Raw genomic sequence first — 24,340 nt, 5'->3', positions numbered from 1 at the left:
GCTCCCACCTTCGGCCCCGCGGAACTCGCCCGCCTCCTCCGACGCCCCGAACCCACCGTCGAACAGGCGCGGGTCATCTCCGCGCCCCTGGAACCGGGTGTGGTGATCGCGGGTGCCGGGTCCGGCAAGAGCGAGACGATGGCCGCCCGCGTGGTCTGGCTGGTCGCCAACGGTCACGTGCGTCCCGAGCAGGTGCTGGGCCTGACCTTCACCCGTAAGGCCACCAGTGAGCTGGCCGAACGCGTGCGCACACGCCTGGAGCAGTTGCGCGCCACCGAGCTGTTCCCCGAGGAACCGCTGGACGGCGAACCCACGATCTCCACCTACAACGCCTACGCGGGACGCATCGTGGCCGACCACGCCCTGCGTGAGGCGGTGGAGCCCACCACACGGCTGCTCAGTGAGGGGCAGTCCTGGCAGCTGGCGGCCCGGATCGTCGGTGAGTACGACGGGCCGATGGACCACGTCAACGTCGGCGCGGACACCGTCACCCGTCGGGTCCTGGACCTGTCCGGGCAGATCGCCGACCACCTGGCCACCACCGACCAGGTGCGCGGGGTGGGCCGCTGGATCCAGTCCGGTGTGGACGCGATGAGGCGCAAACCCACGAAGGAGACCAGGGAACTGGTCGACACCCAGCGTCGCCGGGAGGAGCTCCTTCCCCTGGTCGACCGCTACAACCAGGCCAAGCAGGCCCGCGAGACGATGGACTTCGGCGACCAGATGGCCTTGGCCGCCCGCATCGCCCTCCACCATCCCGAGGTGGGTCTGATCGAACGCGGACGTTTCCGGGTGGTGCTCCTGGACGAGTACCAGGACACCAGCCACGCACAGCTCGTGCTGCTGCGGGCCCTGTTCGGCGAGGGCCATCCGGTGACCGCCGTGGGCGACCCCTGCCAGTCCATTTACGGGTGGCGGGGCGCGATCGCCGCCAACCTCACCGGGTTCCCCACCGACTTTCCGGTGGCCCCCGGCCGACCCGCTCCTGTGCGGCGCCTGTCGGTCAGCTTCCGTAACGGGGAGCGCGTCCTGGACGTGGCCGAACGCACCTCGGAGGAGTTGCGCGCCGAGGCCCCGGACGTGCCCGTTCTCTACCCCGGCCCGGCCCGCCGCGACCGTGGCACCGCCATGGCGGCGCTCTTCACCACCGAGACGGAGGAGGCCGCCTGGATCGCCGACCAGGTGAGCCGGCTGGTCCGCGCGAGCGCCGACGACCCCGGCGGGTCCGTGTTCGCGCCGGACGACCGGGTCTGGCCCGAGGGCGAGTCGGGCGGTGCCTCCGACGGGGCGGTCGGACCCGGCGACATCGCGATCCTGTGCCGCAGGCGTTCACAGTTCCCGCCGCTGCGGGAGGCGCTGGAGGCCCTGGACATCCCCGTCGAGGTCGTGGGGCTGGGCGGACTCATGCTCGTGCCCGAGGTGCGCGACATCATCGCCACCCTGCGCGTGGTCCACGACGCCTCGGCGGGCAACGAGCTCGCCCGTCTGCTCACCGGCCCCCGCTGGCGCCTGGGACCGCGGGACCTCGCCGCCTTGGGCGCCCGCGCCGCCGAACTGGCGCGGCACACCCGCCGCGACCTCACCACGGCGGGCCCCGCCGGTGAGGACGACGACGGTGACGATCTGCTGCGCCGTACCGTTCTGGACCTCACCGCCGAGAGCGGCAGCCTCGTGGACGCCGTCGACGACCCCGGCCCCGCCGACCACTACTCGCCGACCGCCTTCGCGCGACTGGGTCGGCTGGCCGAGGAACTGCGCTCCCTGCGCAGGCTCGTGGGCCAACCCCTGCCCGACCTCATCACCGAGGTCGAACGCATGCTCGGTCTGGACATCGAGGTGGGGTCCCGGACCCACCGGGATCCGTTGTCGGCCCGCGCCGACCTCGACGCCTTCGTCGACCACGCGGTGCGCTTCGTCGGCAACACCGAGGACCCCACCCTGGGCTCCTTCCTCGGTTACCTCAACGCCGCCCAGGAGAACGAGGGCGCCCTCAGCCCGGGCGAACGCGTGGGAGGTTCCGACAGCGTCAAGCTCATGACCATGCACGGTGCCAAGGGACTGGAGTGGCCGGTGGTGTTCCTGCCCGGCGTCAGCGCCGGCAAGCGCGCCCCGTTGTTCCCCGCCAAGGCCCGCGACTCCCTGGCCTGGGTCAAGGCCGACCACCTGCTGCCCTACCCGCTGCGGGGCGACCGGGCCGGGCTGCCCGCGCTGCGCGGGGTCGAGAAGGAGGACATCGCCGAGTTCAAGGCGGCGGAGGAGGCCCGCCACCTCATGGAGGAGCGTCGGCTGGCGTACGTGGCGGTCACCCGGGCCTCCTACGCGCTGGTGTGCACCGGCCACTGGTGGGGGCGCACCGGCGGTACGCCCCGTGGACCCTCGGTGTTCCTGGACGAGATCCGCGAGGCGTGCGAGAAGGGCGCGGGCACCGTGGTGACCTGGGCTCCACCGCCGGACCCCGAGGACACCAACCCGCACGACGACGAGGAGTCCTCCGCGCTGTGGCCGCCCGCCGACCTCCCGGTCGTCGGTGCCGACACCGATGCCGGTGAAAACGACGACGGGGACGGCCCGACCATGCCCGGAACACCGGTGGCCGCCGAGCCCGCCGACGCCGTCGGGGCCGATCCGGAACCGCACCCGGACGGGGGGACCACCGTCCCCGACGCACCCGACCCGGTCACGGACACGCGCCGTGCCCAGATCCTGTCAGGCGCGGCGATGGTCGAACGGGCCCGTGCCCGGCTGCGCGCCGGGGAGTCCGCGCTGCCCACCAAGACCCCCGAGGCGTTGCGCCGCCGCCTCCAGGGGTGGGAACGCGACACCGAACTGCTGCTCGCGCACCGGGACCGGTCCGCCACCGGCCCGGGGGAGGGCCCGGTCGAGGTGGAGCTGCCCGACCACCTGTCGGTCTCGTCCATGGTGTGGCTGGCCCGCGACCCCGCGGCGCTGGCCCGGCAGATCCGCCGTCCCCTGCCCCGGCCGCCGGCCCCGCACACACGGCGCGGTACGGCCTTCCACTCCTGGTTGGAACAGCGGTTCGGCCAGAACGTCACCCTGCTCGACGAGCTGCCCGGGGCCGCCGACGAGACCGCGGGAGACGACGAGGACCTCGCCGAGCTCCAACGACGGTTCGAGGAGAGCGAGTGGGGCCCTCGGGTGCCGCAGGAGGTCGAGGTGCCGTTCGAGACGGTCATCGGCGACCGTCTCGTGCGCGGCCGCATGGACGCGGTGTTCCACGACCCCGACTCCGGCACCTACGACGTCGTCGACTGGAAGACCGGACGTCCGCCCGGCAACGCCGCCGAACGCCGGGCCGTGGGCGTGCAGTTGGCCGCCTACCGGCTGGCCTGGGCCGACCTGGTCGGGGTGGACCCCGAGGAGGTGCGGGCGGCCTTCCACTACGTGCGCGCGAACGAGACCGTCCGCCCCGTGGACCTGCTCGACGCCGAGGGGCTGGCGGCACTGTTCACCCGGCTCCCCGAACCCGGCTGAGGTCCGGTGACCCCGGTCGTGGCCTCCGCGCGGCCACGACCGGGCGGGTGACACCGCCGAGGAACCGGTGCCGCCCGCGTCCGGCCTCGCCCTGGTTCGGCGCCCCGGTCTGCGGCGACGTGGGCGCGGACCGGGCCGGTGCCGCCCGGGTCAGACCACACCGAACACGAAGCCACCGGGGGAGTCGATGTCGTCGCCGAACAGGAAACGTCGGGCCGACAGCACGAACTCCTCCCGACTGAGGAAGCCGTCGCCGTCGGTGTCCACGTGCGCGAACCGGGTGCGGGCGCTCGGCTCCTCGGTGCCCAGGACCTTCGCGTAGACCAGGAACTCGGCCTCGCTGATCCGGCCGTCCCCGTCGGCGTCCAACAGGTCGAACACCGCCTCGGCCACGGCCTCGGCGGCGTTGGATCGATTCCGGTCCTCCGACGCGGCGTGCATGGCGGCCACGAACCGTTCCCGGTCCAGGCCGTCGGTGTCGGCGCCGGAGAGGTCCACGAGTTTGCGCCACAGGGACACGTACGCCGCTCGGATCGCCAGGGCGCGGGGATGGTCGCCGTCCAAGCCGTAGCCGGAGACGTAGCGGTCCACGAGTCGTTCGTAGTCGATCCAGGTCACGGCCTTGTCGCCGTCGGTGTCCAGGACGTCGAACAGATCGCTGAAACGTGCGGCGATCCGGGGATCGGTGCTCATGCGGGTCTCCTCCAGGCCGGGGGCGGGCGCTTCCCGCCCCCCTGTCGTCAGAGTCCCGCGCGGGGTGAAAGGTTCCCCGGTCAGTCCCGGAGCAGGGCGTCGATCTGTCCGGCCGCCTCGCGCATGCCCTCCTCCATGCCCATCCCCATGAGCTGCCGCATCTCCTCCTCGGAGGCGAAGGTCGAGCGCGTCACCATGCGCGTACCGCCGTCGTGCTCGGAGATCTCCACGCGCGTGGTGTTCCGCAGCTTCTCCGACGGGGTGCCGTCGGCGTCCGCGAAACCGTCGACGAACTCCAGCGACGTCGGCGGGGACACCGCGACCACCTTCCACCAGCCGTGGTGCCGGTCACCCTGGGGGCCGGTCATGTAGTACGTGACCGCGCCGCCGGGGACCAGGTCGTGCTCCTCCACGGTCGCCGGATAGGTCGGCGGGCCCCACCACCCTTCGAGGACGCGCGGGTCCGACCACAGTCGCCAGACCCGTTCCACCGGGGCGGAGAAGTCGGAGACCAGCGTCAGGGTCAGGGTCTCGAGATCGGTGTCGCAGCTGGTGACGGTCATGACATCGGTCCTTTCGAAGGACGGTCCGTGGCACGGTTCGGCGGTGGTGTGCGGGACCGAGGTCCCGCCCGTCGGTGCCCGCGTGGGGCCCGCGTCGCCGATGGTGGCGCGACGTTCCTCCCGTGACGCCCCGTGGTGCTCGGCGGCCGGTCGACGCCGCCCGTCCCGGCGCGAGGCCGTCGCCGCCCTGGGCGCCGAGAACCGGGTTCACGGGTTCCCCGGCGGTGCCGTGCATGAGCGTCCGGTCGCGGATCACCGCGTGCCGCCTCCCCTGACCAGTGTTCCCGTCGGTCTCGCGCACGAACCACACACCGAGGGATCCCCGTGACCGCCGCCCCGTGGCCCGGCCGCGCCGCCGCCCCACCGCGGCCGGGCGGGGACACCGTGTGCCGACTCGGTCGCCTCGTCGTGCCGTGACCGGACCGACGCCACCGTGGGCGGGAGCGACGTCCCGGTCCGGTTCGTCCAGGTCCTAAGGTCGATCCAGACAAGGATGTCCAGGACAAGGACGGCACATGGACGCACGCGCCTACATCGAGACCCACAAGGACGAGTTCCTCGACACGCTCAAGGAGTGGCTGGCGATCCCCTCGATCTCCGCCGACCCCGAGCACCACGAGGACGTGCGCCGTTCGGCCCGGTGGCTCGCCGACCACCTCACCCGGACCGGGTTCCCCACGGTCGAGGTCTGGGAGACCCCCGGTCTGCCCGCCGTGTTCGCCGAGTGGCCCGCCGCCGACCCGAACGCGCCCACTGTGCTGGTCTACGGTCACCACGACGTACAGCCGGTCGACCCGATCGAGGAGTGGGAGACCGAACCGTTCGTCCCCACCGAGCGCGGCACCTCCCTGTACGCGCGCGGCGCCTCCGACGACAAGGGCCAGGTCCTCTTCCACACGTTGGGCGTGCGCGCCGCCCTGGCCGCCTCGGGCGCGGACGCCCCGCCCGTCACCGTCAAGCTGCTGGTCGAGGGCGAGGAGGAGTCCGGCTCGGTGCACTTCGCCGAGCTCATGAAGGCCAACCGCGCCCGCCTGGCCTGCGATGTCGCCGTCATCTCCGACACCACGATGTGGGCGGCCGACACCCCCTCCATGTGCGTGGGCATGCGCGGTGTCACCGATGTCGAGATCAGCCTGTACGGTCCCGAACGCGACCTGCACAGCGGTTCCTTCGGTGGCGCCGTGCCCAACCCGCTCAAGATCATGAGCGACCTGCTCTCGGGCCTCCACGACGCCGACGACCGGGTCGCCGTCCCCGGTTTCTACGACGGGGTCGTCGAGGCCGGCGACGAGGAGCGCGCGCTTCTCGCCCGTCTGCCCTTCGACGAGCGGGAGTGGCTGGCCACCGCCGGGTCCACGGCGGCACGCGGTGAGAAGGGGTACAGCACCCTGGAGCGCGTCTGGCTGCGACCCACCGCCGAGATCAACGGCATGTGGGGCGGCCACACCGGGGCCGGCGGCAAGACCATCGTCCCGCGTTCGGCGCACGCCAAGATCAGCTTCCGGCTGGTGCCCGGACAGGAGCCCCTGGAGATCCAGGAGCGGGTCCGCGCCTACGTCGAGTCCGCCACCCCCGACGGCATCCGGGCCGAGTTGGAGTTCGGCGGCCCCGGCGTGCGCGCCTGCGCCTCCGACCTGTCCTCCACCGCCCTGAGGGCCGCCCGCTCCGCCATGGGGCGCGCGTTCGGCACGGAGGTCCTCTTCACCCGTGAGGGCGGCAGCGGACCCGAGGCCGACATCGCCGACATCCTCGACACCCCGCTGGTGTTCGTGGCCGTGGGTCTCAACGAGGACCGCATCCACGCCCCCAACGAGAAGGTCGAGACGCCCTTGCTGCTCAAGGGCGCGGAGAGCGCCGCCTACCTGTGGGAGGAACTGGGCAAGGGCGTTTGAGCCCTCCCTCCCACTCGGACCCGCGCACGCCTCCGCCGAATAGTGCGCGGGTTCGCCCATCGGGAGTGCGTGGAACCCCCGGACGCGTTACACCTGATGTGCCGAGCACGAACACAGGAAGGCCCCATGGACTTCGACGCCGTACCCGCACTCTCCCGCACCGCGGTCGACCCCGCCGGACACCGCCGAGGTGACGACGAGTGGCTGGCCAAGGCCTGGGCCGACCCCCACACCCGGGTCCTTGTCTTGGAGGGCGGCGAACCCGGCAGCTACGGCTGGAAGGCGCTGATGGCCAAGCAGTCGCGCGCACTGGTCACCACCGGCCGGACCCGGGAACTCGTCCTCACCACCCCCGGGCTCGCCCCCGAGGGGGAGCGCTACCTGTTGGGCAGTGACGGAGAACGCGCGTACTTCGCGGTGCGCTCGAAGCAGGAACTCGCCCCCGTCCCCGTCGCCGAACCCGCCTCGCTGCGCGAGGTCGGCGCCGTGCTCGACGACCACGACACCGGCCTGTTCACCCGCGCCATCGCCCTGGCCAACTGGAACGCCACCCACGGCTTCTGCCCCCGTTGCGGATCGCGCACCCGCATCGAACGGGCCGGGCACGTGCGGGTCTGCGAGGAGGAGGGCACCGAACAGTTCCCTCGGATGGACCCCGCCGTGATCATGCTGGTCCACCGTGAAAGCGACGGTCGGGAGGAAGTGCTCCTGGGCAACAACCCCAACTGGAGCGCGCGCCGTTTCTCGGTGCTCGCCGGGTACGTGGACGCCGGTGAATCCCTCGAACAGGCGGTCATCCGTGAGGTCGCCGAGGAGGCCGGTGTGGTCGTCGAGAACCCGCGGTACCTGGCCTCGCAACCCTGGCCGTTCCCGCGCAGCCTCATGGTCGGCTACACCGCCCGTGCGGTGGGCGAGACCGAGGCCACCGACGACGAGATCGCCGAGACCCGCTGGTTCACGCGTTCCGACCTCGCCACGGCGGTGGAGAGCGGTGAGGTGGAACTGCCCGGTCGCGTCTCCATCGCCCGCACCCTCATCGAGCACTGGTACGGGGGACGGCTGCCCGGCGGTTGGTAGTCCGCGCGCTCGCCGGTGGCGCCCCGCACGGGGCACACGGCACCGGCGCGGCGCGGCCGTGGACCGTCCGTCCCCCCACAGCGGACGGTCCGCGGCTCGTCCCGTGCACGGCCCGACCGTTCGGGCCGTGGACCGATCAGGCCTGTCCGAGCTCGTCGGGCAGGACGGTCAACGGGCTGGTGCTGCTCTCCACCACGTCCCGGGCCAGGTCGGCGACCTTGCGGCCACGCGAGCGCGCCGAGGAGCGCAGCCGCTCGAACGCCTCACGGGGCGGCATGGTGTGCCGCTCGGCCAGGACGCCGATCGCCTGCTCCACCACCACACGCGAGTGCAGGGCGTGCTCCAGTTGGGAGATGGTGTGCTTCAGGCGGTCCACCTCCGACGCCCCCTCGGGCGCCCGCCCCGGTGCCTGGGCGCGGGGGCGCGGGCCCCCGGCCTCGGTGGTGATCAGGTCCGCCAGCACCATCGCGCTGATCAGATCCGGGGCGTCGTGGCCGTCCTGGCCGCTGCCCACGCGCCACCCGTGCGGGGTGCGTCGCACCACTTCGGCGTCCACCGCGTCGGTGACCGCAATGTCATGAGGCCTCACGTCGTCCCCCAACTCCACACTCCCCGTCATGTACAGGTCTGCCGGCGTCGGCCGGGCAGCCCCGGAACCGGGGTGTGCACCCAGGGGGTGCGCCCCACCGCGCGGGCCGCGTGCGGCGGCCCGCGCCGTCGGTCCTAGGACAGCTCGGCCAACTTCTTCTTCACCTGAGCGAGCGACGGGTTCGTCATGGCCGTGTCGTCGCTGAAGACCAGGGTGGGGACCGTCTGATTCCCACCGTTGGCCTTCATCACGAGGTCCGCGGCCTCCGGGTTCTCTTCGATGTTCACCTCTCGGACGGTGATGCCCTCCCGGGACAGCTGGCTCTTGAGCCGCTTGCAGTAACCGCACCAGGGGGTGGTGTACATCGTGAACCGCTCGGTGGCCGTACTCGTCATCTCGCTCACGTCTCTTCCGCGTCGACTGCCATGTTTCGGGGGATTCCCACGGTTCCAACACCGTCGGGTCGCCGCCACTTCCCATGACCTTTCGACATAACGTGGGACGCCTCACAAGGGCGACTGGTTCTGGAATGTGTCACTTGGCTCGTTCCGCCTGTTCACGGCGGTGCTGTGGACGATCGGCTCCGGTCGGGGCCGATACTTGAGAGACTGAGCGCCCTGACCCACCCGTCCGACCAGATGCAGGAGCACCATGGATCCCGACCGCGTCCTGGAGGGACTGGACCCGGAACAGACCGAGGCGGCTCGCGCGCTGCGGGGACCCGTGTGCATCCTCGCGGGTGCCGGCACGGGCAAGACCCGTGCCATCACCCACCGGATCGCGCACGCCGTGGCCGGTGGGGTCGTCTCCGAACAGCAGATCCTGGCGGTCACCTTCACCGCCCGGGCCGCGGGTGAGATGCGCGGCCGGTTGCGCTCGCTCGGCGCGCCCAGGGTCCAGGCCCGCACCTTCCACGCGGCCGCCCTGCGCCAGCTCGGGTTCTTCTGGGGGGAGGCCGTCGGGGGGCCCAAACCGAATCTGATGAAGAGCAAGATCCAGGCGGTGGCGCGCGCCTCGCACTCCGTGGGTCTGCAACCGGACCGGCTCGGGCTGCGCGACCTCGCCGGCGAGATCGAGTGGGCCAAGGTCACCCAGGTCCGGCCCAGCGACTACGAGACGGCCGTGGTCAAGGCCGGTCGCCAGGCGCCGATGACCGGCGGGGAGGTGGCCCGCGTCTTCGAGGCCTACGAGGACCTCTGCCGCGAGGAGCACCTCATCGACTTCGAGTCGGTCCTCGAACTCACCGCCGCGATCATCAACGACGGCCCCAAGGTCGCCCAACGGTTCCGCGACCAGTACCGGTACTTCGTGGTCGACGAGTTCCAGGACGTCAACCCGTTGCAGAAGCTTCTGCTGGACGCCTGGTTGGGCGACCGCGACGACCTGTGCGTGGTCGGCGACCCCAGCCAGACCATCTACTCCTTCACCGGTGCCACCCCCGACTACCTGCTCGGGTTCGCCGACCGTTTCCCGCACGCCACCCTCGTCCGGCTGGTGCGCGACTACCGCTCCACCCCCCAGGTGGTGCGTGTGGCCAACCACGTGATCTCCCAGGCCAAGGGCGCGGCCTCGGCCAAGCACCTCACCCTCCGGGCCCAGCGCCCCGACGGGTCGGACCCGATCTACCAGGAGTACGACGACGAGCCGGCCGAGGCCACCGGCGTCGCACGCAAGATCAGCGTCCTGTTGGAGAACGGGGTCCCCGCGAGCGAGGTCGCGGTCCTGGTCCGCACCAACTCCCAGTCCGCCGCCTACGAACAGGCCCTGAGCGACCAGGGCGTGCCCTTCAGCGTGCGGGGCGGGGAACGTTTCTTCGAGCGGCCCGAGATCCGGGAGGCCGTGCACCTGCTGCGCGGCGCGCGGCACGGCGCCGCCGGGGAGGAGGCCGAACCCCTGGTGCGGCTGGTCCGCCAACTGCTCTCGCCCATCGGACTGACCGACGCCGCGCCCGAGGGCCGTCAGGTCCGGGAGCGTTGGGAGTCGCTGTCCGCCCTGGCCCAGCTGGCCGAGGACATGGCGGCCAAGCCCACCCCGGACGGGCGAACCGCCTCCATGGCGGACTTCGTGGACGAGATCGACATGCGCATGGCCACCGAGCACGCGCCCGGTTTCGAGGGCGTCACCATCGCCTCCCTGCACTCCGCCAAGGGCCTGGAATGGGACGCGGTGTTCCTGGTGGGCCTGACCGAGGGCATGGTGCCCATCATCTACGCCGAGACCGACGAGCAGGTCGAGGAGGAGCGGCGGCTGTTCTACGTGGGCGTCACCCGTGCCCGCGAACACCTGGCGATGTCCTGGTCCATGGCGCGTTCGCCCGGTGGGCGCAGGACCCGCAAACCCTCACGGTTCCTCGACGGACTCCGTCCCGCCTCTCCCTCCACGAGCGGGCGCCGGGACCGTCGCAAGGGCGGAGTGGTGCGTTGCCGGGTGTGCACCGACGTGCTCAGCGACGTCACCGAGCGCAAGCTCGGGCGTTGCGTGGACTGCCCCTCCACCTACGACGAGGCACTGCTGGAACGTCTGCGCGACTGGCGGCGCCGCACCGCGCAGGACCAGAAGCTGCCCGCCTACGTGATCTTCACCGACGCCACTCTGCAGGCCATCGCGGAGCAGGAACCGAGCAGCGTGTCCCAGCTCTCCTCCGTCTCGGGGGTCGGCTCGGTCAAGCTCGATCGTTACGGTGAGGCGGTGCTCGCGCTGGTCGCGGGCGGCGAACCGGCGGGGCAGGCCGCCGGTGACGGAGAGGACGAGGATGAGTGAGAGCGACGGCGGCGGGGGCCAGTCCCTGGCCCAGCTGCTGAAGGTGTTGGACCTGGAACAGATCGAGGTCAACATCTTCCGCGGGAGCAGCCCGGAGGAGGGGCCCCAGCGGGTCTTCGGTGGCCTGGTCGCGGGCCAGGCCCTGGTCGCGGCGGGCCGCACGGTCCCCACCGACCGCTACGTGCACTCCCTGCACGCCTACTTCATCCGGCCGGGCGACCCGTCGGTACCGATCGTCTACGAGGTCGACCGGGTCCGGGACGGACGCTCCTTCACCACACGCCGGGTCGTGGCCATCCAGCACGGCAAGCCGATCTTCACGCTGTCGGCCTCCTTCCACAAGGAGGAGCCGGGACTGGACCACCAGATCCCGATGCCGGACGTGCCCCCGCCCGAGGACCTGCTGAGCACCCGGGAACGGCTGCGGGAGGCCTTCGGCAAGGTGCCCAACTTCGTGGAGTGGCACCCCATCGAGATGCGACCGGTGGGCGCGATGTCCTTCGAGGCCGAACGCGACCCGGCGCTGCGCACCTCCTCCAACCCCGTGTGGTTCAAGGTCGACGGCAGGCTGCCGGACGACCGGCTCTCGCAGGTCTGCCTCATGACCTACGCCTCCGACATGACCCTGCTGGACACCGTGCTGCTCAGGCACGGGCGCTCGTTCGCCGGTATCGCCATGGCCAGCCTGGACCACGCCATGTGGTTCCACCGACCCTTCCGCGCCGACGAATGGCTGCTGTACGCGCAGGAGTCCCCGACCGCGCAGGGCGCGCGTGGGCTGGCACGGGGGTTGGTGTACACGCGGGACGGGCGGCTCGTCTGCTCGGTGGTGCAGGAGGGCATGATCCGCGTGGTGGACGCCGAGGGCTGGAGCTGACGCACGGGCCTCCGGGGCGGGCCCGGGCCATGGCCGGATGCGGCCGTGCCGCCCGGAGCACCCGCCCCGGACGCGTTCCGGTGCCCGGACGGCACACGTGCGGCGCGTCCGTGGCACGGTGGATCGGTTCTCCGGTCGCCGGCCACGAGCGCGTGCGCACGCCCGGGGCCCTGCCCCACCGCACGGGCGGTCCACGAAGCCCGCGCGTGAGCCGCGGGTGCGTGGGCGGTGCCGTCTCCCGCCCGCGTCGACACCCCGCACCGGTCGTCGTGCACCCCGCGCGAACGACGCGCGGCCGGTCCCCGCGGCCACCGTGACCGCCCGTCCGCGGCCCCGTTCCGGGGCGGGTTCGGATGTGACCGAGGTCCGACCAGGGGCGAGGCGTCGGTGTCTTCGGAGGGGGATCGTCGGTCTTCTCCGGCCCGACGCGACGCCGCGGAAGTTCTGGCCGGATGTGGACGTTTTCCCAGGTCAAAAATAGGTTGCCGACTTCTGTGGGCGACCGTAGTGTGTACATCGTCGCAATGACCGCTCTCGGCGCAGGTGAAAGACCCTGAGCCCGATCTTGAAGGAGGTGCCCGATCTGATGACGAAGAAGAACCAGAACCCCACCGGTCTCGCAGCCGCATGGCGTCCGTTCCTGCCGTCCGTCGGCTTGGGCATCGACATGAGCGGTGACGCTTTCCAGCGCACCTTCGGTGGCGACCGCGTGCACACCCTCGGTGGCCTGGCCGCCTCGTCCCTGGGACTCCTGCTCGCAGGCGTCACCCGGTCCGAGGGGACCAGTGTGTCCACTTCCGGTGTGCCCGGTGTCCTGAGCGACGAGTCCGGACTCGCCCTTGATCGCGGCAAGTCCATCGGTGGCGAGCACGCCCTGAACGAAACCCCGCGCCGCTATGGCGCACTGGGGGAGTGTCCACGGAGGATCCCGGCCTAGGCCGGACATCCGTACCGTGGCCGCGGTCCCCAGCACAGGGGCCCGCGGCTTTCTTTGTATCTCCGTCATGGCCCTCCGCCCCCCAGGGGCGGGGAGAAGACGGCGACATCGCAGAGTCCAGGTCCCTCACCGGATCGTTTCCGGTGACCGAACACCGACCGCGTTGTACGAACGATCAAAGATCTTGGAGGGCACCGATGCTTGCGTCGGTCCTGGTCGCGCCCCAGCTGGGTGAGGTCGACATCCCCTGCCGTCGAGAGCCGGACCTGTTCTTCGCCGAGGCCCCCGCCGACGTCGAGTCGGCGAAGGCCATCTGCGGAGCCTGTCCCATCAGGGAGCAGTGCCTCACGGACGCCCTGGAGCGGAGCGAACCGTGGGGCGTCTGGGGAGGGCAGCTGCTCGTCTCCGGTCAGGTCGTGGCGCGCAAGCGCCCCCGGGGTCGCCCCCGGAAGAACCCGGCCCCCGTCGCCGCCTAGCGCGCACGACCCACCACACGAACTCGTACTACTCAGAAGGACACGAAGAACGATGATGCAGGAACTCATGCGGATGGTGGAGCGGACCGAACAGGAGCCGCAGGAGCAGCAGCTCAGAAGGATCGGTGCTCGCCGGCTGCGCGCCCGCCAGCGGGAGGAGCGCCGGGCGGAGGAGGCCATCATGGAAATCGCGTGGTCACGGCTGTGTTGACGCCGACCAACGCGGTGACTCGGTGAACGAGACCGGGCGGTCCCCGAGGGGGCCGCCCGGTCTCGTTTTCATAAAGAATATGGCGTCGAGTCTGCGTCGTGGGGGGCGAATGTGGTTCGTCTCACCGCCTGAGAACGACCCTGGTCAGAGCCGAATGCGCTACGCCGTGGAGTTTTCCGGCGCGGGCCGATGACCTGGACATCGGGTCGACTCCGCGACATAGCGGACCAGGGCACACCTGTTCGGAACGGCTCCTCTGGGCTACCGTAAACTTCGTGCCCTCGAACACCAAAGTCGAGGTACGACGCAGTCCTCGTCGCCGACGTACCGTGTCGGCCTACCGGGACGGGGACACCACGGTCGTCCTCGTGCCCGCGACGTTCTCCCGCGCAGAGGAAAAGCGCTGGGTGGACCAGATGCTGCGAAAACTCGAGGCGAAAGAGGGCCGGCGCCGCCCCGGCGACCGCGAACTCCGCGAACGGGCCGTCGAACTCGCCGAGCGCTACCTCGACGGCGGTCGTCTGCCGGACAGCGTCCGTTGGGTCGACAACCAGAACACCCGCTGGGGTTCGTGCACGCCCGACACCGGCACCATACGCATCTCGCGCCGCGTCGCCGGCATGCCCTCCTGGGTGGTCGACTACGTGCTCCTGCACGAGCTCGCCCACCTGTACATCCCGCACCACGGCCGGGACTTCTGGGACCTGGTGCGCCGCTATCCCAAGGCCGAGCGGGCCCGGGGCTACCTGGAGGGGTACAGCGCGGGCAGCCGCTCCGAGGGCTGTGCCCACGCCGCCGAGGACGACGATCTCGGTGAGGACGAGGTCGCGCTGGAGGAGTGACACCGCCGTCTCCCGGCCTTCGCCCGTGCCGTGCGGACCCACCGGCCCGGCCGCGACCACGGGTCGGGCGGACCCACCCCCGTCAGCCGTCGAGAGCGGCGCGGGCCCGGGCCAGGTCACGGTGCGCGCGCCAGAGTGTGATCAGGGCGACCACCAGCAGCACACCGAACACGGCGGCGTAGTAGGTCAGGGTGCCGCCCCAGCCCCCGGACACCGCCGCGCGCCCGGCCGTCGCGGCCAGGACGACGGCGAGGGCCCCGGAGACCACGAGCCAGAGACGGAACGAGCGCCGGACGTGCTCCCACCGGACCCGCGCGGCCTCGCGGGGTCCGATCAGACCGTCCCGCTCATCGACGACGAGTCGGGCCAGAGCCGTGCGGGCACGGCGCGTCACCAGAACCACGACGAGGCCGCCGAGCATCCCGACGACGGTGAGGAAGGACAACGAACGTCCTCAGGGGTGGACGGGGCCGTGGGCGGCCACGGCGGTGACGGCGGCGCGGACCAGACCGCGCACCGAGTCGTCGGTGGGTTCGGGCAGCTCCTCGACCGGGAACCAGCCCAGGTCCGCGGACTCGTCCGGGTCCCGGACCAGGACCGCGTCCTCGGGGGCGACCGCGGCGAACTGCACGTCCAGGTGGAAGCTGCCGCCGCCACAGGGGACGGGGTGGCGGTCCAGCCGGACCGGCGCGGACAGCACCGTGAGCCCGGCGATCCCGGACTCCTCGGCCGCCTCGCGCGCGGCCGCACGCACCAGGGTGGCGTCGTCGCTCTCGCAGTGGCCACCGGTCTGCAACCACATCCGGTGGATCCGGTGCAGGACCAAGGCCACCCGGGCACCGTCGGCGGAGACGATCGCCGTGCTCGCGGTCAGGTGCCCGGGCAGGCAGTCGCGCCACATGGCGTCGTCGTGCCGCTCCAGGTGCTCCAGGTAGGAGGCGCGCAGCGCCTCTTGGCCGGCGTCGGGGGCGGCCCAGGCGGTGAGCACCGCCCGGGCGTCCTCGTGAAGGCTCACTCGCCGTCCTTCGTGTCCTGGTCCTCGTCGCCCGGCTTGGGCTTCTCGCTTCCGTCCGGGTCGGTCAACGACGCGATGTCGAAGTCCACGCCCCCGTCCGCGTGACCGTGCACGAAGCCGCTCGGGTCGTCCAGGTCCTCGGCGGAGGGCATGAGGTCCGGGTGCTGCCAGACGGCGTCCCGTCCCTCGATCCCGCGGGCCTCCTCCAAGGCGGTCCAGAGCGCCCCGGCCTCGCGCAGACGGCGCGGGCGCAGTTCCAGACCGACCAGCGCGGCGAAGGTGTGCTCGGCGGGGCCGCCGGTCGCGCGGCGGCGCCGGGTGGTCTCGGCGAGCGCCCCGGCCTGCGGGAGCCGGCCGGCGACGGCCTTGGCCACCACGGTCCCCACCCAACCCTCGATGAGGGCCAGGGTGGTCTCCAGGCGGGTCAGCGCGGCCTTCTGCTGCGGAGTGTCCTCCGGCTGGAGCAGCCCTTCGGCGCCCATACCGCCCGACATGATCTCCTGGATCGCCTCGGGGTTGGTGAGGTCGACCTCACCGAGCTTGTCCTCCAGGCCGCTGACGTCGTAGGACATCCCGGCGGCGTACTCCTCGACCAGGCGCGACAGGTGCGAGCGCAGCCACGGCACGTGCGAGTACAGGCGGTGCACGGCGGCCTCGCGCGCGGCGAGGTACAGCCGCACCTCGTCGTCGGGGATCTCCAGGCCCTCACTGAACCCGGCCACCCCCGAGGGCAGCAGCGCGGCGTTGCCCTCACCGGCCAACGGCAGGCCGATGTCGGTGGTACCGATCACTTCCTGGGCCAGTCCACCGATCGCCTGGCCGGCCTGCTGGCCGACCATCATGCCGCCCATCTGCTGGATCATCCCCAGCAGCGGACCGGCCATGGACGCCATCTCCTCGGGCAGATTCTGCCCCATGGCCTGGACGGTCTTGGCGGTCAGCGGGTCGCACAACTGCGCCCACGTGTCCATCGTCTTCTCGATCCACTCCGACCGGCTCCAGGCCTGAGCGGTCTGGAGTCCCGAGGGAAGGTCGGTAGCCTGGTCGAGCCACAGGTCGGCGAGGCGCAGGGCCTCCTCGATCCGTGCGTAGTCGGCGGGCGGCACGCTCGGGTCCCCCTTCTGGGACACCGCGTGCCGCGCGATGTTCTTGGCCATGTCCCAGTTGATGCCGGACGTCGAGGACGCCGGGGACTCCCCGGGCGTACCAGGGGAGGGCTGGGACGACATCATGTCCGCGAACTGGCGGAGCATGTTGGCCATCTGTTGCGGATCACCGAACGGGAAACCGTCCGGCATTCCGGAGTCCCCCCCGCCCGGGCGGCCGCTGCCGGCACCCGAGCCGGAGTCGCCAGAACGGCGTCCGGACTCGTCATCGGGATCGTTCGGCATGCTGAAACCGAAAGGCAGGTCGCTCACAATCAGACCTCAGGCAGGATTAGGTTTGGTCTCCACTGTCACGTTAGCTGGGAGTCGCCCGGAGTGAATACCGAAAGCAGCCAGGTTCGCCCAGAGCACAGCCCCTCGGGTCGGCCGGGAACGGTGGTCGGGGTCACCGGTGCGGCCGCCGGGGTGGGCCGGCTTCTCGTGCAACGCCTGGCCACGCCGGAAGGTTCCATCCGGGCCCGCGAGGTCATCGCGATCGACCGGGAGTTCGCCGACCTGCGGGACGTCACCTGGCGGATCGCCGACGTCTGCGACCCCGGGCTGGTGTCCCGTCTGGGCGGGATCGACGTCCTCGTGCACACGGCCGACGACCGGTCCCTGGAGACCCGGCCGGAACGTCGCAGACGTCACAACGTCCTCGCCGCCCAGACCGTGCTCACCGCGGCGGCCGCCGCCGGGGTCCCCCGGGTCATCCTGGTCACCAGCACCATGGTCTACGGCGCCGCGCCCGACAACCCGGTCCCGCTGCCCGAGGACGCCACCCGCGTGCCCGACAACAGCGAGGGCCTGATGGGGGACTTCGCCGCCGTCGAGGACCTGGCCGAACGCGCCCGGCGGGCCCACCCGGGTCTGACGGTGACCGTGGTCCGCCCCGCGCCGTTGGTCGGACCCGATCTGGACACGCTGCTGAGCCGGCACTTCGCCGCCCCTCGCCTGCTCACCGTCAAGGGGCACGAACAGCACTGGCAGTTCTGCCACGAGGAGGACCTGGCGTCCGCCCTGGCGTTCTGCGCCCTGCACGGTGTGGCCGGTAGGGACGGTGTGGTGACCGTCGCCTCCGAGGGCTCCCTGACCCAGGGCGAGGTCGAGACGATCGCCGAGATGAAGCACTTCGAGGTCACGGCCAACCTCGCCTTCGGCGCGGTGCGCCGCCTGCACCAGGCTCGCATCACCCCGGCCGCCGCCGGGGAGATCAAGTTCCTCGTCTATCCGTGCGTGGTGGACAGTTCGGCGCTGCGCGAGGCGGGCTGGAAGGCGGTCCACGACAACGAGGCGGCCCTGCGGGTGCTGCTGGCCTCCAGCAGCGGCAAGCACGCGATCGCCGGCCGCACCCTCGGCCGCAAGGAGGTCACCATCACCGCGGCCGGTGCCGCGGGAGCGGCGGCCGCGGCCATCGGTACCGCCGCGGCCATCCGTCACCTGCGCAAACGCGGGAAGAACTGACCCCGGCCCCCACCGGGCGTCGCCCCGGCCACGGCCCCTGCGAGCGCGGCGCGCGTCCGACCGGTTGATACGGTGCGTCTGTGGATGAGATCAGTCTCGCGGCAGTACGCGACACACCCCTGTCCGTGGACGAGGTCCTCGCGGCCGTGTCCCACCCCAGGGCGGGGGGCACCGCGGTGTTCGTCGGAACCGTGCGCGACCACGACCACGGCCGTGACGTCGCCGCGCTGTCCTACTCGGCGCACCCGACCGTGGAGACCCGCCTGCGCGAGGTCATGGAGAAGGTCCTGGTCGAGACGACCATTCCCGGACGTCCCGTCGTGCGCATGGCCGCCGTCCACCGCGTCGGTGACCTGGAGATCGGCGACCTCGCCGTCGTCGTGGCCGCCTCCGCGGCCCACCGCGAGGAGGCCTTCGCCGCCTGCCGTCGCCTGATCGACGACCTCAAGGCCCAGGTGCCCATCTGGAAGAACCAGGCCTTCGGGGACGGCGAGACCGAATGGGTCGGCTCTCCCTGAACCGTCTCCTCCGACGACCTCCGACCCCGCGACCCCGAACGACCCGGTCGTCACGACCCGGCCGGGGAGGAGCGCCACGGGTCCGTGAGGGGCTCTAAGGTGTGCAGCATGGTTCGTCGTGTCATGACCCTTGTCGCCGCACTCGTCCTGCTTGCCGGGCTCGGGTACGGCAGTCTCCTGCTGCCCATGCCCTACCTGGTGGCGGCGCCGGGCGTCACCCTGGACACCCTCGGGGAACAGGAGGACGGGGCACCGATCATCGGTGTCGACGGTGCCGAGAACTATGAGCACGACGGTTCCCTCTCCATGGTGACGGTGCAGTACGCCGGCGGTCCCGAGCACCGGCTCAACCTCTTCACCCTGGTCACGGCGTGGCTCTCGCCCAGCCAGGCGGTCCTGCCCGAGGAACTGCTGTTCCCCGCCGGACGCTCCCAGGAGGAGGTCACCGAGCGGCAGACCGTCCAGATGAACGACTCGCAGACCGACGCGACCGCCGCCGCCCTCAACCAGCTCAACATCGACTACGAGGCGGTCCCGCTGGTCGCCGACGCCGTCGAGGGGATGCCGGCCGAGGGCGTCGTCGAGCCGGGCGATCGTGTCCTGGAGGTGGACGGCGAACCGGTCCCCACCAGCACCACCGGGAACGACCCCGAGGAACTCGTCGGCAGCGCGTACGTGGTCGAGCAGGTCGGTTCCCGGGAGATCGGCGACCCCGTGGATCTGGTGCTGGACCGTGACGACGAGAAGGTCGAGGTCGCACTCGAGACCGTCGAGGGCGAGGGCGGCTCCTCGGCCGTCGGCATCCTCATCGCCGACGACATGGACTTCCCCGTCGACATCGACATCAGCGTCGGTGAGATCGGCGGGCCCAGCGCGGGCATGATGTTCGCCCTCGGAATCGTCGACCGGCTGAGCGAGGAGAGCATCACCGGTGGCGCCCGGATCGCCGGATCCGGCACCATCTCCTCCGACGGGCGGGTCGGCGGGGTCAGTGGGATCCCGCAGAAGATGGTCAGTGCCCAGCGCGACGGGGCCGACCACTTCCTGGTGGCCGCCGAGAGCTGTTCCCAGGTCGCCCAGTCCGCGGCCTACGGCGAGCTGGACGTGGTGCAGGTCGAGACGCTCACCGACGCCATGGACGCGCTCGAGACCATCCGCGAGGGCGGCGACGACCTTCCTCGCTGCGAGTAGCCGGGCCCGTTCCGCACCGGCGCCGGGGTTCCGGCGCCCCGGGGCGGAACGCGCGCCGGGCCGGACTCGCGCAGGGCCCCTCCACCGCTCGGTGGAGGGGCCCTGCGCGTTCATGGACCGACGCGAAGTGGACCCGCGTCCGGACGCCGTCGGGGGTCGAGGGCGTGGGCACCCCGGCGGAGGAGGTGCCCCGGCCTCCCCGCGTTCCCGCCCGGGACGGAAGGCGGAGCGGCACCCGCCACGGGTCCCGTGCGTGGGCGTCAGTTCTCTTCGAGGTCCAGGGTGAGCGCGAGCGCGGAGGTGAGCGCCGGGATGAGGTCGGGACCGTTGAGGACCTCGGACTCACTGTCGTGACCGCGCATCCGCATGGCGCAGTGCCGCGAACCGTCGCGCAGCACCCCCGCCACCATGCGGATCTCCTCGGTCTCCTTGCCGGAGGTGCTGGGGTCCTCGTCGGCGGCGAGGGTCTCGTCCGAGCCCTTCACCACGAGGCGTTCCATGACCAGCGCGCAGCCGGCCACGCCCTCGGGCCACAGGATGCGCCCCAGAGCCTCCTCCAGGGGGACGTCCGGTGGCAACTCTTCCTGCTCGACCGGGGTCAGTTCGTTCGGGTCGGCCGGGGAGTCGATCCCCAACAGACTCGCCAGAGCGGGTTCCGCGGCCAACAGCTCACGGGTCGGAACCAGGGCGTACAGCCCCAGAGGTCGGTCCCAGCCCTGTTCGGCGGCGTGGCGCTCGAGGTCCATGACGGCTTCGCGAATGTTCGACACGTTTCCATGGTGGCCGATGTGGGAGCCTCGCCGCGCCCGTTCACCGGCAGTAGGGTCGCACTGGTGCCGGGCCTTTGCGACTCCGATACACCATCGATGCAGCCTTGTCACCCGCCGGAGGGTGATTTCGGGAACCCGGCGACCACCGTTTAAGTTTTCACCAAGAAGGCGCCACCACGCGCACCGACCACACCTATCAAGCCAGAACGAGGGGGAGGCGTGAGCTTCCGATCGCCCGGCGCACCACCTGCGCGTATGCCTCGTCGATCAAGGTTGCTCGCGCCAGTCGCGGCGACCGTGGTCGTCATCATCGCGGGGTTGATGCTCGCCGCGAATTTTTGGACCGACTACAAATGGTTCAACTCCGTCGGCTACACCTCGGTCTTCCTGACCGAGCTGTGGACTCGAGTCCTGCTGTTCGCCGTGGCGGCACTCGTGATGGCCGTCATCGTGGGCGCGAGTATCTTCTTCGCCTACCGGGCCAGGCCCGGTATCCGGCCCATGAGCCTGGAGCAGCAGGGGCTGGACCGCTACCGGCAGTCCATCGACCCGCACCGCAAGCTCTTCTTCTGGATCGCCGTGGGCGCCCTGGCGCTCCTCTCCGGCGCGGCGGCCAGCGGTGACTGGCGCTCCTACCTGCAGTTCGTGAACGGTGTGGACTTCGGGGTCGCCGACCCCGAGTTCGGTATGGACATCGCGTTCTTCGCGTTCACGTACCCGTTCCTGCGGATCCTGCTCGGCTACATGTACGCGGCGGTCATCCTCGCGTTCATCGCCGCGGTGATCGTCCACTACCTGTACGGCGGCGTCCGCCTGCAGAACGACTCCGGTCAGCGCGCCACCCCGGCGGCCCGCGTGCACCTGTCGGTGCTGCTCGGCCTCTTCGTGCTGTTGCGCGCCGGCTCCTACTGGCTGGACCGCTACGGACTGGTCTTCTCCAACCGCGGCTACACGTTCGGTGCCTCGTACACCGACGTCAACGCGGTCAAGACGGCGCTCACCATCCTCACCGTCATCTCGGTGATCTGCGCGGTCCTGTTCTTCGCCAACATCGTGTTCAAGAACACGATGATCCCGGTGGCCTCCCTCGGACTGCTGGTGCTGTCGGCCGTGGTCGTCGGTGTGGCGTACCCGGAGATCGTCCAGCGCTTCCAGGTCGACCCGAACGAGCAGCGCCTGGAGAGCCCGTACATCGAACGCAACATCGAGAGCACGCGTGAGGCGTACGGGATCGCCGACACCGAGGTGATCGACTACGACGCCACCACCGAGCTCACACCGCAGGAACTGGCGGCCGAGGCCGACACCATTCCCAGCGTGCGTCTGGCCGACCCGGCCGTGGTCTCGCAGACCTTCCAGCAGATGCAGCAGGTCCGTGGCTTCTACCAGTTCCCGGACGTGCTCGAGGTCGACCGTTACCCGGACTCCGAGGGCAACCTGATCGACACGATCGTCGCCGTTCGCGAGCTGGACGGACCGCCCGCCGACCAGGACAACTGGTTGAACCGGCACCTCATCTACACCCACGGCTTCGGCATGGTCGCCGCCGCGGGCAACCTCATCGACAACGAGGGCCGTCCGGTCTTCACCGAGTACAACATCCCGCCGCGGGGTGAGCTCAGTGAGGTCGTCGGCGAGTACGAGCCGCGGATCTACTACGGCCGTGAGGGCGCCGACTACGTCATCGTCCAGGCGGAGGAGGAGTACGACTTCCCCCTCGACGCGGAGAACGCGGAGCCGGACGTTCCCACGCTGGAGGACGCGGTCGACGCCAGCCCGAGCCCGGACGCGGACGAGGCCCGGGCCCCGGCCGACAACGAGAACGGCACCGAGGAGGCGCCGGCCGAAGGTGGCGGGGAGGGCGCCGACGAGGAGTCCGCCGGCGGTTCGCAGCAGTACAACCGCTACGACGGTGACGGCGGGGTGCCGCTGAACAACTTCTTCGACCGCATCCTGTACGCCATCAAGTACCAGGAAACGAGCATCCTGCTCAACAGCGCGATCACCAGTGACTCGCGGATCCTCTACGAGCGCGACCCGCTGGACCGCGTCGAGAAGGTCGCGCCGTTCCTGACGGTGGACAGCCGCCCCTACCCGGCGGTGGTCGACGGCAAGGTCGTGTGGATCGTCGACGGGTACACCACCTCCGACGGCTACCCGTACGCCAACCGGATCGACTTCACCCAGGCGGTGACCGACACCTTCACCGACGGTTCGGCGCAGCAGGTCGGTGCTCTGCCCGGCAACGAGGTCAACTACATCCGCAACTCGGTGAAGGCCACCGTCGACGCCTACGACGGCACCATCACCCTGTACGGCTGGGACGGGGACGACCCCGTTCTGGAGACCTGGGAGGGCGCCTTCCCGGGCACCATCGTCGACCGGGACGAGATGAGCGACGAGCTCGTCCAGCACCTGCGCTACCCGGACGACCTGTTCAAGGTGCAGCGCGAGATCATGCGCGAGTACCACGTCACCGACGCCGCGTCCTACTACGGTGGTCAGGACTTCTGGGCGGTTCCCAACGACCCGACCCAGGAGGGGGAGGTCTCCGAGCCGCCCTACCGCCAGACCATCAACTTCCCCGGCGCGGAGGAGCCCGGCTTCTCGCTGACCAGCACCTTCGTTCCGCGTGGTCGTGAGAACCTGGCCGCGTTCATGGCGGTGGACAGCAACCCCGAGTCCGAGGACTACGGCCAGCTGAAGCTGCTGGAGCTGCCCCGGAGCACCGTGATCTTCGGTCCCGGCCAGGTCCAGAACGCGTTCGACTCCGACGCCGACGTGCGTGAGGTCCTGCTTCCGCTGGAGCAGTCCAACGCCGAGGTGACGCGAGGCAACCTGCTGACCCTGCCGTTCGCCGGCGGTCTGCTCTACGTGGAGCCTCTCTACGTGCAGGCCGGTGGCGGCGGAGCGGCGTCCTTCCCGCTGCTCCAGCAGGTCATGGTCGGCTTCGGTGAGGAGGTCTCCATCGGCAGCAACCTCCAGGACGCCCTGAACAACCTGTTCGAGGGCGGCGAGGGTCCGCTGCCGGACCCGGACGAGGGCACCCAGGACGAGGAGCCGTCCGAGGCCGACTCCGGTTCCGACGAGCAGCCCTCCGACCTCACCGACGCCCTCAACGAGGCCGTCGAGGCCTGGGAGGAGGCCCAGGAGTCCAACGACGAGGCCAACGAGCGTCTGCGTGAGGCTCTGGAGGCTCTGGAGGACGCCGCGGGCGACTAGTACGTCGCGCGACCCTCACGAGTGAGGCGATGACGGGCGGGGCGGGTTCCTTCGGGGCCCGCCCCGTTCTCCGTCACGGGGGAGGGTGCGAGGCGTCTCCGCCGGTCGATTTGGCTTTCCACCCGGGGCGCGCTAATCTGAAGACACAACGACGCGGGGTGGAGCAGTTCGGTAGCTCGCTGGGCTCATAACCCAGAGGTCGCAGGTTCAAATCCTGTCCCCGCTACGAAGATCGGACCCGGGAGAAATCCCGGGTCCGGTGCTTTTCCCGGTTTTTCGCCCCAAGGGTGAATATATCGGTCTCGTTCACCGAAGCGCCCTGCTAAGGTGGACGGAGTTCAGGTCACCTGGTTGACCTGGGCGGGTGGTCGCTCCACCGGTCCGGCGGAAGTCGGAACGGATTTGCCACCAGGGCGCACAGGCCCTAAAATAGAGAGCACAACGACGCGGGGTGGAGCAGTTCGGTAGCTCGCTGGGCTCATAACCCAGAGGTCGCAGGTTCAAATCCTGTCCCCGCTACCAAGGAAACACCGGGTGGAGAAATCCACCCGGTGTTTTTTCGTTCGCCCGGTTTTCCCGATTCGCTCCGGAAGCGGCCCCGGTCGC

General features: G+C 70.9%; 21 protein-coding genes and 2 tRNA genes. 15 read left to right on the top strand and 8 right to left on the bottom strand.

From position 1 onward, the window contains the following. A partial coding sequence (locus tag DSY14_RS06480) for an ATP-dependent helicase (RefSeq protein WP_211715540.1) occupies positions 1-3,492 on the top strand: 3,492 nt, incomplete at its 5' end. A 150-nt stretch (positions 3,493-3,642) separates the two neighbouring features. On the opposite strand, the gene DSY14_RS06475 is transcribed toward DSY14_RS06480, so the two are convergent. Together DSY14_RS06475 and DSY14_RS06470 are read right to left on the bottom strand one after the other, a co-directional pair. Next, entirely contained in the window at positions 3,643-4,185 is a 543-nt protein-coding gene (locus tag DSY14_RS06475) for an EF-hand domain-containing protein (protein WP_211715539.1), read from the bottom strand. An 80-nt stretch (positions 4,186-4,265) separates the two neighbouring features. Beyond that, positions 4,266-4,748, bottom strand: coding sequence for an SRPBCC domain-containing protein (locus DSY14_RS06470; protein ID WP_211715538.1), 483 nt, complete (start codon positions 4,746-4,748; stop codon positions 4,266-4,268). Between the two features lie 515 nt (positions 4,749-5,263). On the opposite strand from DSY14_RS06470, the gene DSY14_RS06465 reads away from it, so the two are divergent. Continuing rightward, positions 5,264-6,640 carry a dipeptidase gene (locus DSY14_RS06465; RefSeq protein ID WP_211715537.1) on the top strand — a complete coding sequence of 459 codons (1,377 nt, stop codon included), beginning with the start codon at positions 5,264-5,266 and terminating at the stop codon, positions 6,638-6,640. Between the two features lie 126 nt (positions 6,641-6,766). Then, a complete protein-coding gene (nudC, locus tag DSY14_RS06460) occupies positions 6,767-7,717 on the top strand; it encodes an NAD(+) diphosphatase (protein ID WP_211715536.1) in 951 nt (316 codons plus the stop codon). 136 nt (positions 7,718-7,853) lie between these two features. Here the strand turns inward: nudC and DSY14_RS06455 are convergent, their stop codons facing one another. Together DSY14_RS06455 and DSY14_RS06450 are read right to left on the bottom strand one after the other, a co-directional pair. Continuing rightward, complete coding sequence (locus tag DSY14_RS06455; RefSeq protein ID WP_307851140.1) at positions 7,854-8,273, bottom strand: ANTAR domain-containing protein; 420 nt, start codon at positions 8,271-8,273, stop codon at positions 7,854-7,856. Positions 8,274-8,440: 167 nt separating this feature from the next. Further along, complete coding sequence (locus DSY14_RS06450) at positions 8,441-8,701, bottom strand: mycoredoxin (RefSeq protein WP_211715548.1); 261 nt, start codon at positions 8,699-8,701, stop codon at positions 8,441-8,443. A 256-nt stretch (positions 8,702-8,957) separates the two neighbouring features. Between DSY14_RS06450 and DSY14_RS06445 the strand changes: the two genes are divergently transcribed. The 6 genes from DSY14_RS06445 to DSY14_RS06420 all read left to right on the top strand — a co-directional run bounded on the left by DSY14_RS06445 (position 8,958) and on the right by DSY14_RS06420 (position 14,409). After that, positions 8,958-11,066 (top strand): ATP-dependent DNA helicase UvrD2, encoded by a 2,109-nt coding sequence (locus DSY14_RS06445; protein WP_211715534.1) that lies wholly within the window; start codon positions 8,958-8,960, stop codon positions 11,064-11,066. Beyond that, positions 11,059-11,943, top strand: a complete 885-nt coding sequence (tesB, locus tag DSY14_RS06440; RefSeq protein WP_211715533.1) for an acyl-CoA thioesterase II — start codon at positions 11,059-11,061, stop codon at positions 11,941-11,943. The genes DSY14_RS06445 and tesB overlap by 8 nt, the downstream gene beginning before the upstream one ends. Before the next feature lie 586 nt (positions 11,944-12,529). Beyond that, on the top strand, positions 12,530-12,880 hold the full coding sequence (locus DSY14_RS06435; RefSeq protein WP_211715532.1) for a hypothetical protein: 351 nt from the start codon (positions 12,530-12,532) through the stop codon (positions 12,878-12,880). A gap of 197 nt (positions 12,881-13,077) precedes the next feature. Further along, entirely contained in the window at positions 13,078-13,356 is a 279-nt protein-coding gene (locus tag DSY14_RS06430; protein ID WP_211715531.1) for a WhiB family transcriptional regulator, read from the top strand. 52 nt (positions 13,357-13,408) lie between these two features. Further along, positions 13,409-13,567 (top strand): hypothetical protein, encoded by a 159-nt coding sequence (locus tag DSY14_RS06425; protein WP_211715530.1) that lies wholly within the window; start codon positions 13,409-13,411, stop codon positions 13,565-13,567. 275 nt (positions 13,568-13,842) lie between these two features. Beyond that, entirely contained in the window at positions 13,843-14,409 is a 567-nt protein-coding gene (locus DSY14_RS06420) for a M48 family metallopeptidase (protein WP_211715529.1), read from the top strand. A gap of 82 nt (positions 14,410-14,491) precedes the next feature. Here DSY14_RS06420 and DSY14_RS06415 read toward each other — a convergent pair whose 3' ends face one another. From DSY14_RS06415 to DSY14_RS06405, 3 genes are read right to left on the bottom strand one after another with little or no spacing between them, the layout of a single operon-like run. Then, a complete protein-coding gene (locus DSY14_RS06415; RefSeq protein WP_211715528.1) occupies positions 14,492-14,854 on the bottom strand; it encodes a hypothetical protein in 363 nt (120 codons plus the stop codon). Positions 14,855-14,863: 9 nt separating this feature from the next. Continuing rightward, positions 14,864-15,424, bottom strand: coding sequence for an NUDIX domain-containing protein (locus DSY14_RS06410; protein ID WP_211715527.1), 561 nt, complete (start codon positions 15,422-15,424; stop codon positions 14,864-14,866). Next, on the bottom strand, positions 15,421-16,842 hold the full coding sequence (locus DSY14_RS06405) for a zinc-dependent metalloprotease (protein ID WP_211715526.1): 1,422 nt from the start codon (positions 16,840-16,842) through the stop codon (positions 15,421-15,423). The genes DSY14_RS06410 and DSY14_RS06405 overlap by 4 nt, the downstream gene beginning before the upstream one ends. Before the next feature lie 123 nt (positions 16,843-16,965). Here DSY14_RS06405 and DSY14_RS06400 point away from each other — a divergent pair, with 123 nt between their 5' ends. From DSY14_RS06400 to DSY14_RS06390, 3 genes are all read left to right on the top strand, one after another. Then, positions 16,966-18,033: an NAD-dependent epimerase/dehydratase family protein gene (locus DSY14_RS06400; protein ID WP_211715525.1), complete on the top strand. Its 1,068-nt coding sequence runs from the start codon at positions 16,966-16,968 to the stop codon at positions 18,031-18,033. Positions 18,034-18,113: 80 nt separating this feature from the next. Further along, positions 18,114-18,551 carry a molybdenum cofactor biosynthesis protein MoaE gene (locus DSY14_RS06395; protein ID WP_211715524.1) on the top strand — a complete coding sequence of 146 codons (438 nt, stop codon included), beginning with the start codon at positions 18,114-18,116 and terminating at the stop codon, positions 18,549-18,551. A 123-nt stretch (positions 18,552-18,674) separates the two neighbouring features. Next, on the top strand, positions 18,675-19,742 hold the full coding sequence (locus tag DSY14_RS06390) for a PDZ domain-containing protein (RefSeq protein ID WP_211715523.1): 1,068 nt from the start codon (positions 18,675-18,677) through the stop codon (positions 19,740-19,742). 260 nt (positions 19,743-20,002) lie between these two features. Here DSY14_RS06390 and DSY14_RS06385 read toward each other — a convergent pair whose 3' ends face one another. Beyond that, positions 20,003-20,512 carry a PPA1309 family protein gene (locus DSY14_RS06385; protein ID WP_307851138.1) on the bottom strand — a complete coding sequence of 170 codons (510 nt, stop codon included), beginning with the start codon at positions 20,510-20,512 and terminating at the stop codon, positions 20,003-20,005. 255 nt (positions 20,513-20,767) lie between these two features. Between DSY14_RS06385 and DSY14_RS06380 the strand changes: the two genes are divergently transcribed. The 3 genes from DSY14_RS06380 (at position 20,768) to DSY14_RS06370 (ending at position 24,256) form a co-directional block, all read left to right on the top strand. Further along, positions 20,768-23,734, top strand: a complete 2,967-nt coding sequence (locus DSY14_RS06380; protein ID WP_249187394.1) for a UPF0182 family protein — start codon at positions 20,768-20,770, stop codon at positions 23,732-23,734. A 152-nt stretch (positions 23,735-23,886) separates the two neighbouring features. Beyond that, positions 23,887-23,960 (top strand) — tRNA-Met (locus tag DSY14_RS06375). 219 nt (positions 23,961-24,179) lie between these two features. Then, a tRNA-Met gene (locus DSY14_RS06370) sits at positions 24,180-24,256 on the top strand. Positions 24,257-24,340: the final 84 nt, after the last annotated feature.

Source organism: Nocardiopsis sp. MG754419 (genome assembly GCF_018207095.1).
GTDB lineage: Bacteria > Actinomycetota > Actinomycetes > Streptosporangiales > Streptosporangiaceae > Nocardiopsis.
This window is presented reverse-complemented; position numbering and strand designations above follow the sequence as displayed.

What these genes read in the sequence shown, in the direction of transcription:
- nudC (WP_211715536.1), top strand. Translation starts at nt 6,767, where the DNA reads ATGGACTTCGACGCCGTACCCGCACTCTCCCGCACCGCGGTCGACCCC.
- DSY14_RS06475 (WP_211715539.1), bottom strand. Translation starts at nt 4,185, where the DNA reads ATGAGCACCGATCCCCGGATCGCCGCACGTTTCAGCGATCTGTTCGAC.
- DSY14_RS06430 (WP_211715531.1), top strand. Translation starts at nt 13,078, where the DNA reads ATGCTTGCGTCGGTCCTGGTCGCGCCCCAGCTGGGTGAGGTCGACATC.
- DSY14_RS06470 (WP_211715538.1), bottom strand. Translation starts at nt 4,748, where the DNA reads ATGACCGTCACCAGCTGCGACACCGATCTCGAGACCCTGACCCTGACG.
- DSY14_RS06380 (WP_249187394.1), top strand. Translation starts at nt 20,768, where the DNA reads ATGCCTCGTCGATCAAGGTTGCTCGCGCCAGTCGCGGCGACCGTGGTC.
- DSY14_RS06450 (WP_211715548.1), bottom strand. Translation starts at nt 8,701, where the DNA reads ATGACGAGTACGGCCACCGAGCGGTTCACGATGTACACCACCCCCTGG.
- DSY14_RS06435 (WP_211715532.1), top strand. Translation starts at nt 12,530, where the DNA reads ATGACGAAGAAGAACCAGAACCCCACCGGTCTCGCAGCCGCATGGCGT.
- tesB (WP_211715533.1), top strand. Translation starts at nt 11,059, where the DNA reads ATGAGTGAGAGCGACGGCGGCGGGGGCCAGTCCCTGGCCCAGCTGCTG.
- DSY14_RS06390 (WP_211715523.1), top strand. Translation starts at nt 18,675, where the DNA reads ATGACCCTTGTCGCCGCACTCGTCCTGCTTGCCGGGCTCGGGTACGGC.
- DSY14_RS06425 (WP_211715530.1), top strand. Translation starts at nt 13,409, where the DNA reads ATGATGCAGGAACTCATGCGGATGGTGGAGCGGACCGAACAGGAGCCG.
- DSY14_RS06445 (WP_211715534.1), top strand. Translation starts at nt 8,958, where the DNA reads ATGGATCCCGACCGCGTCCTGGAGGGACTGGACCCGGAACAGACCGAG.
- DSY14_RS06465 (WP_211715537.1), top strand. Translation starts at nt 5,264, where the DNA reads ATGGACGCACGCGCCTACATCGAGACCCACAAGGACGAGTTCCTCGAC.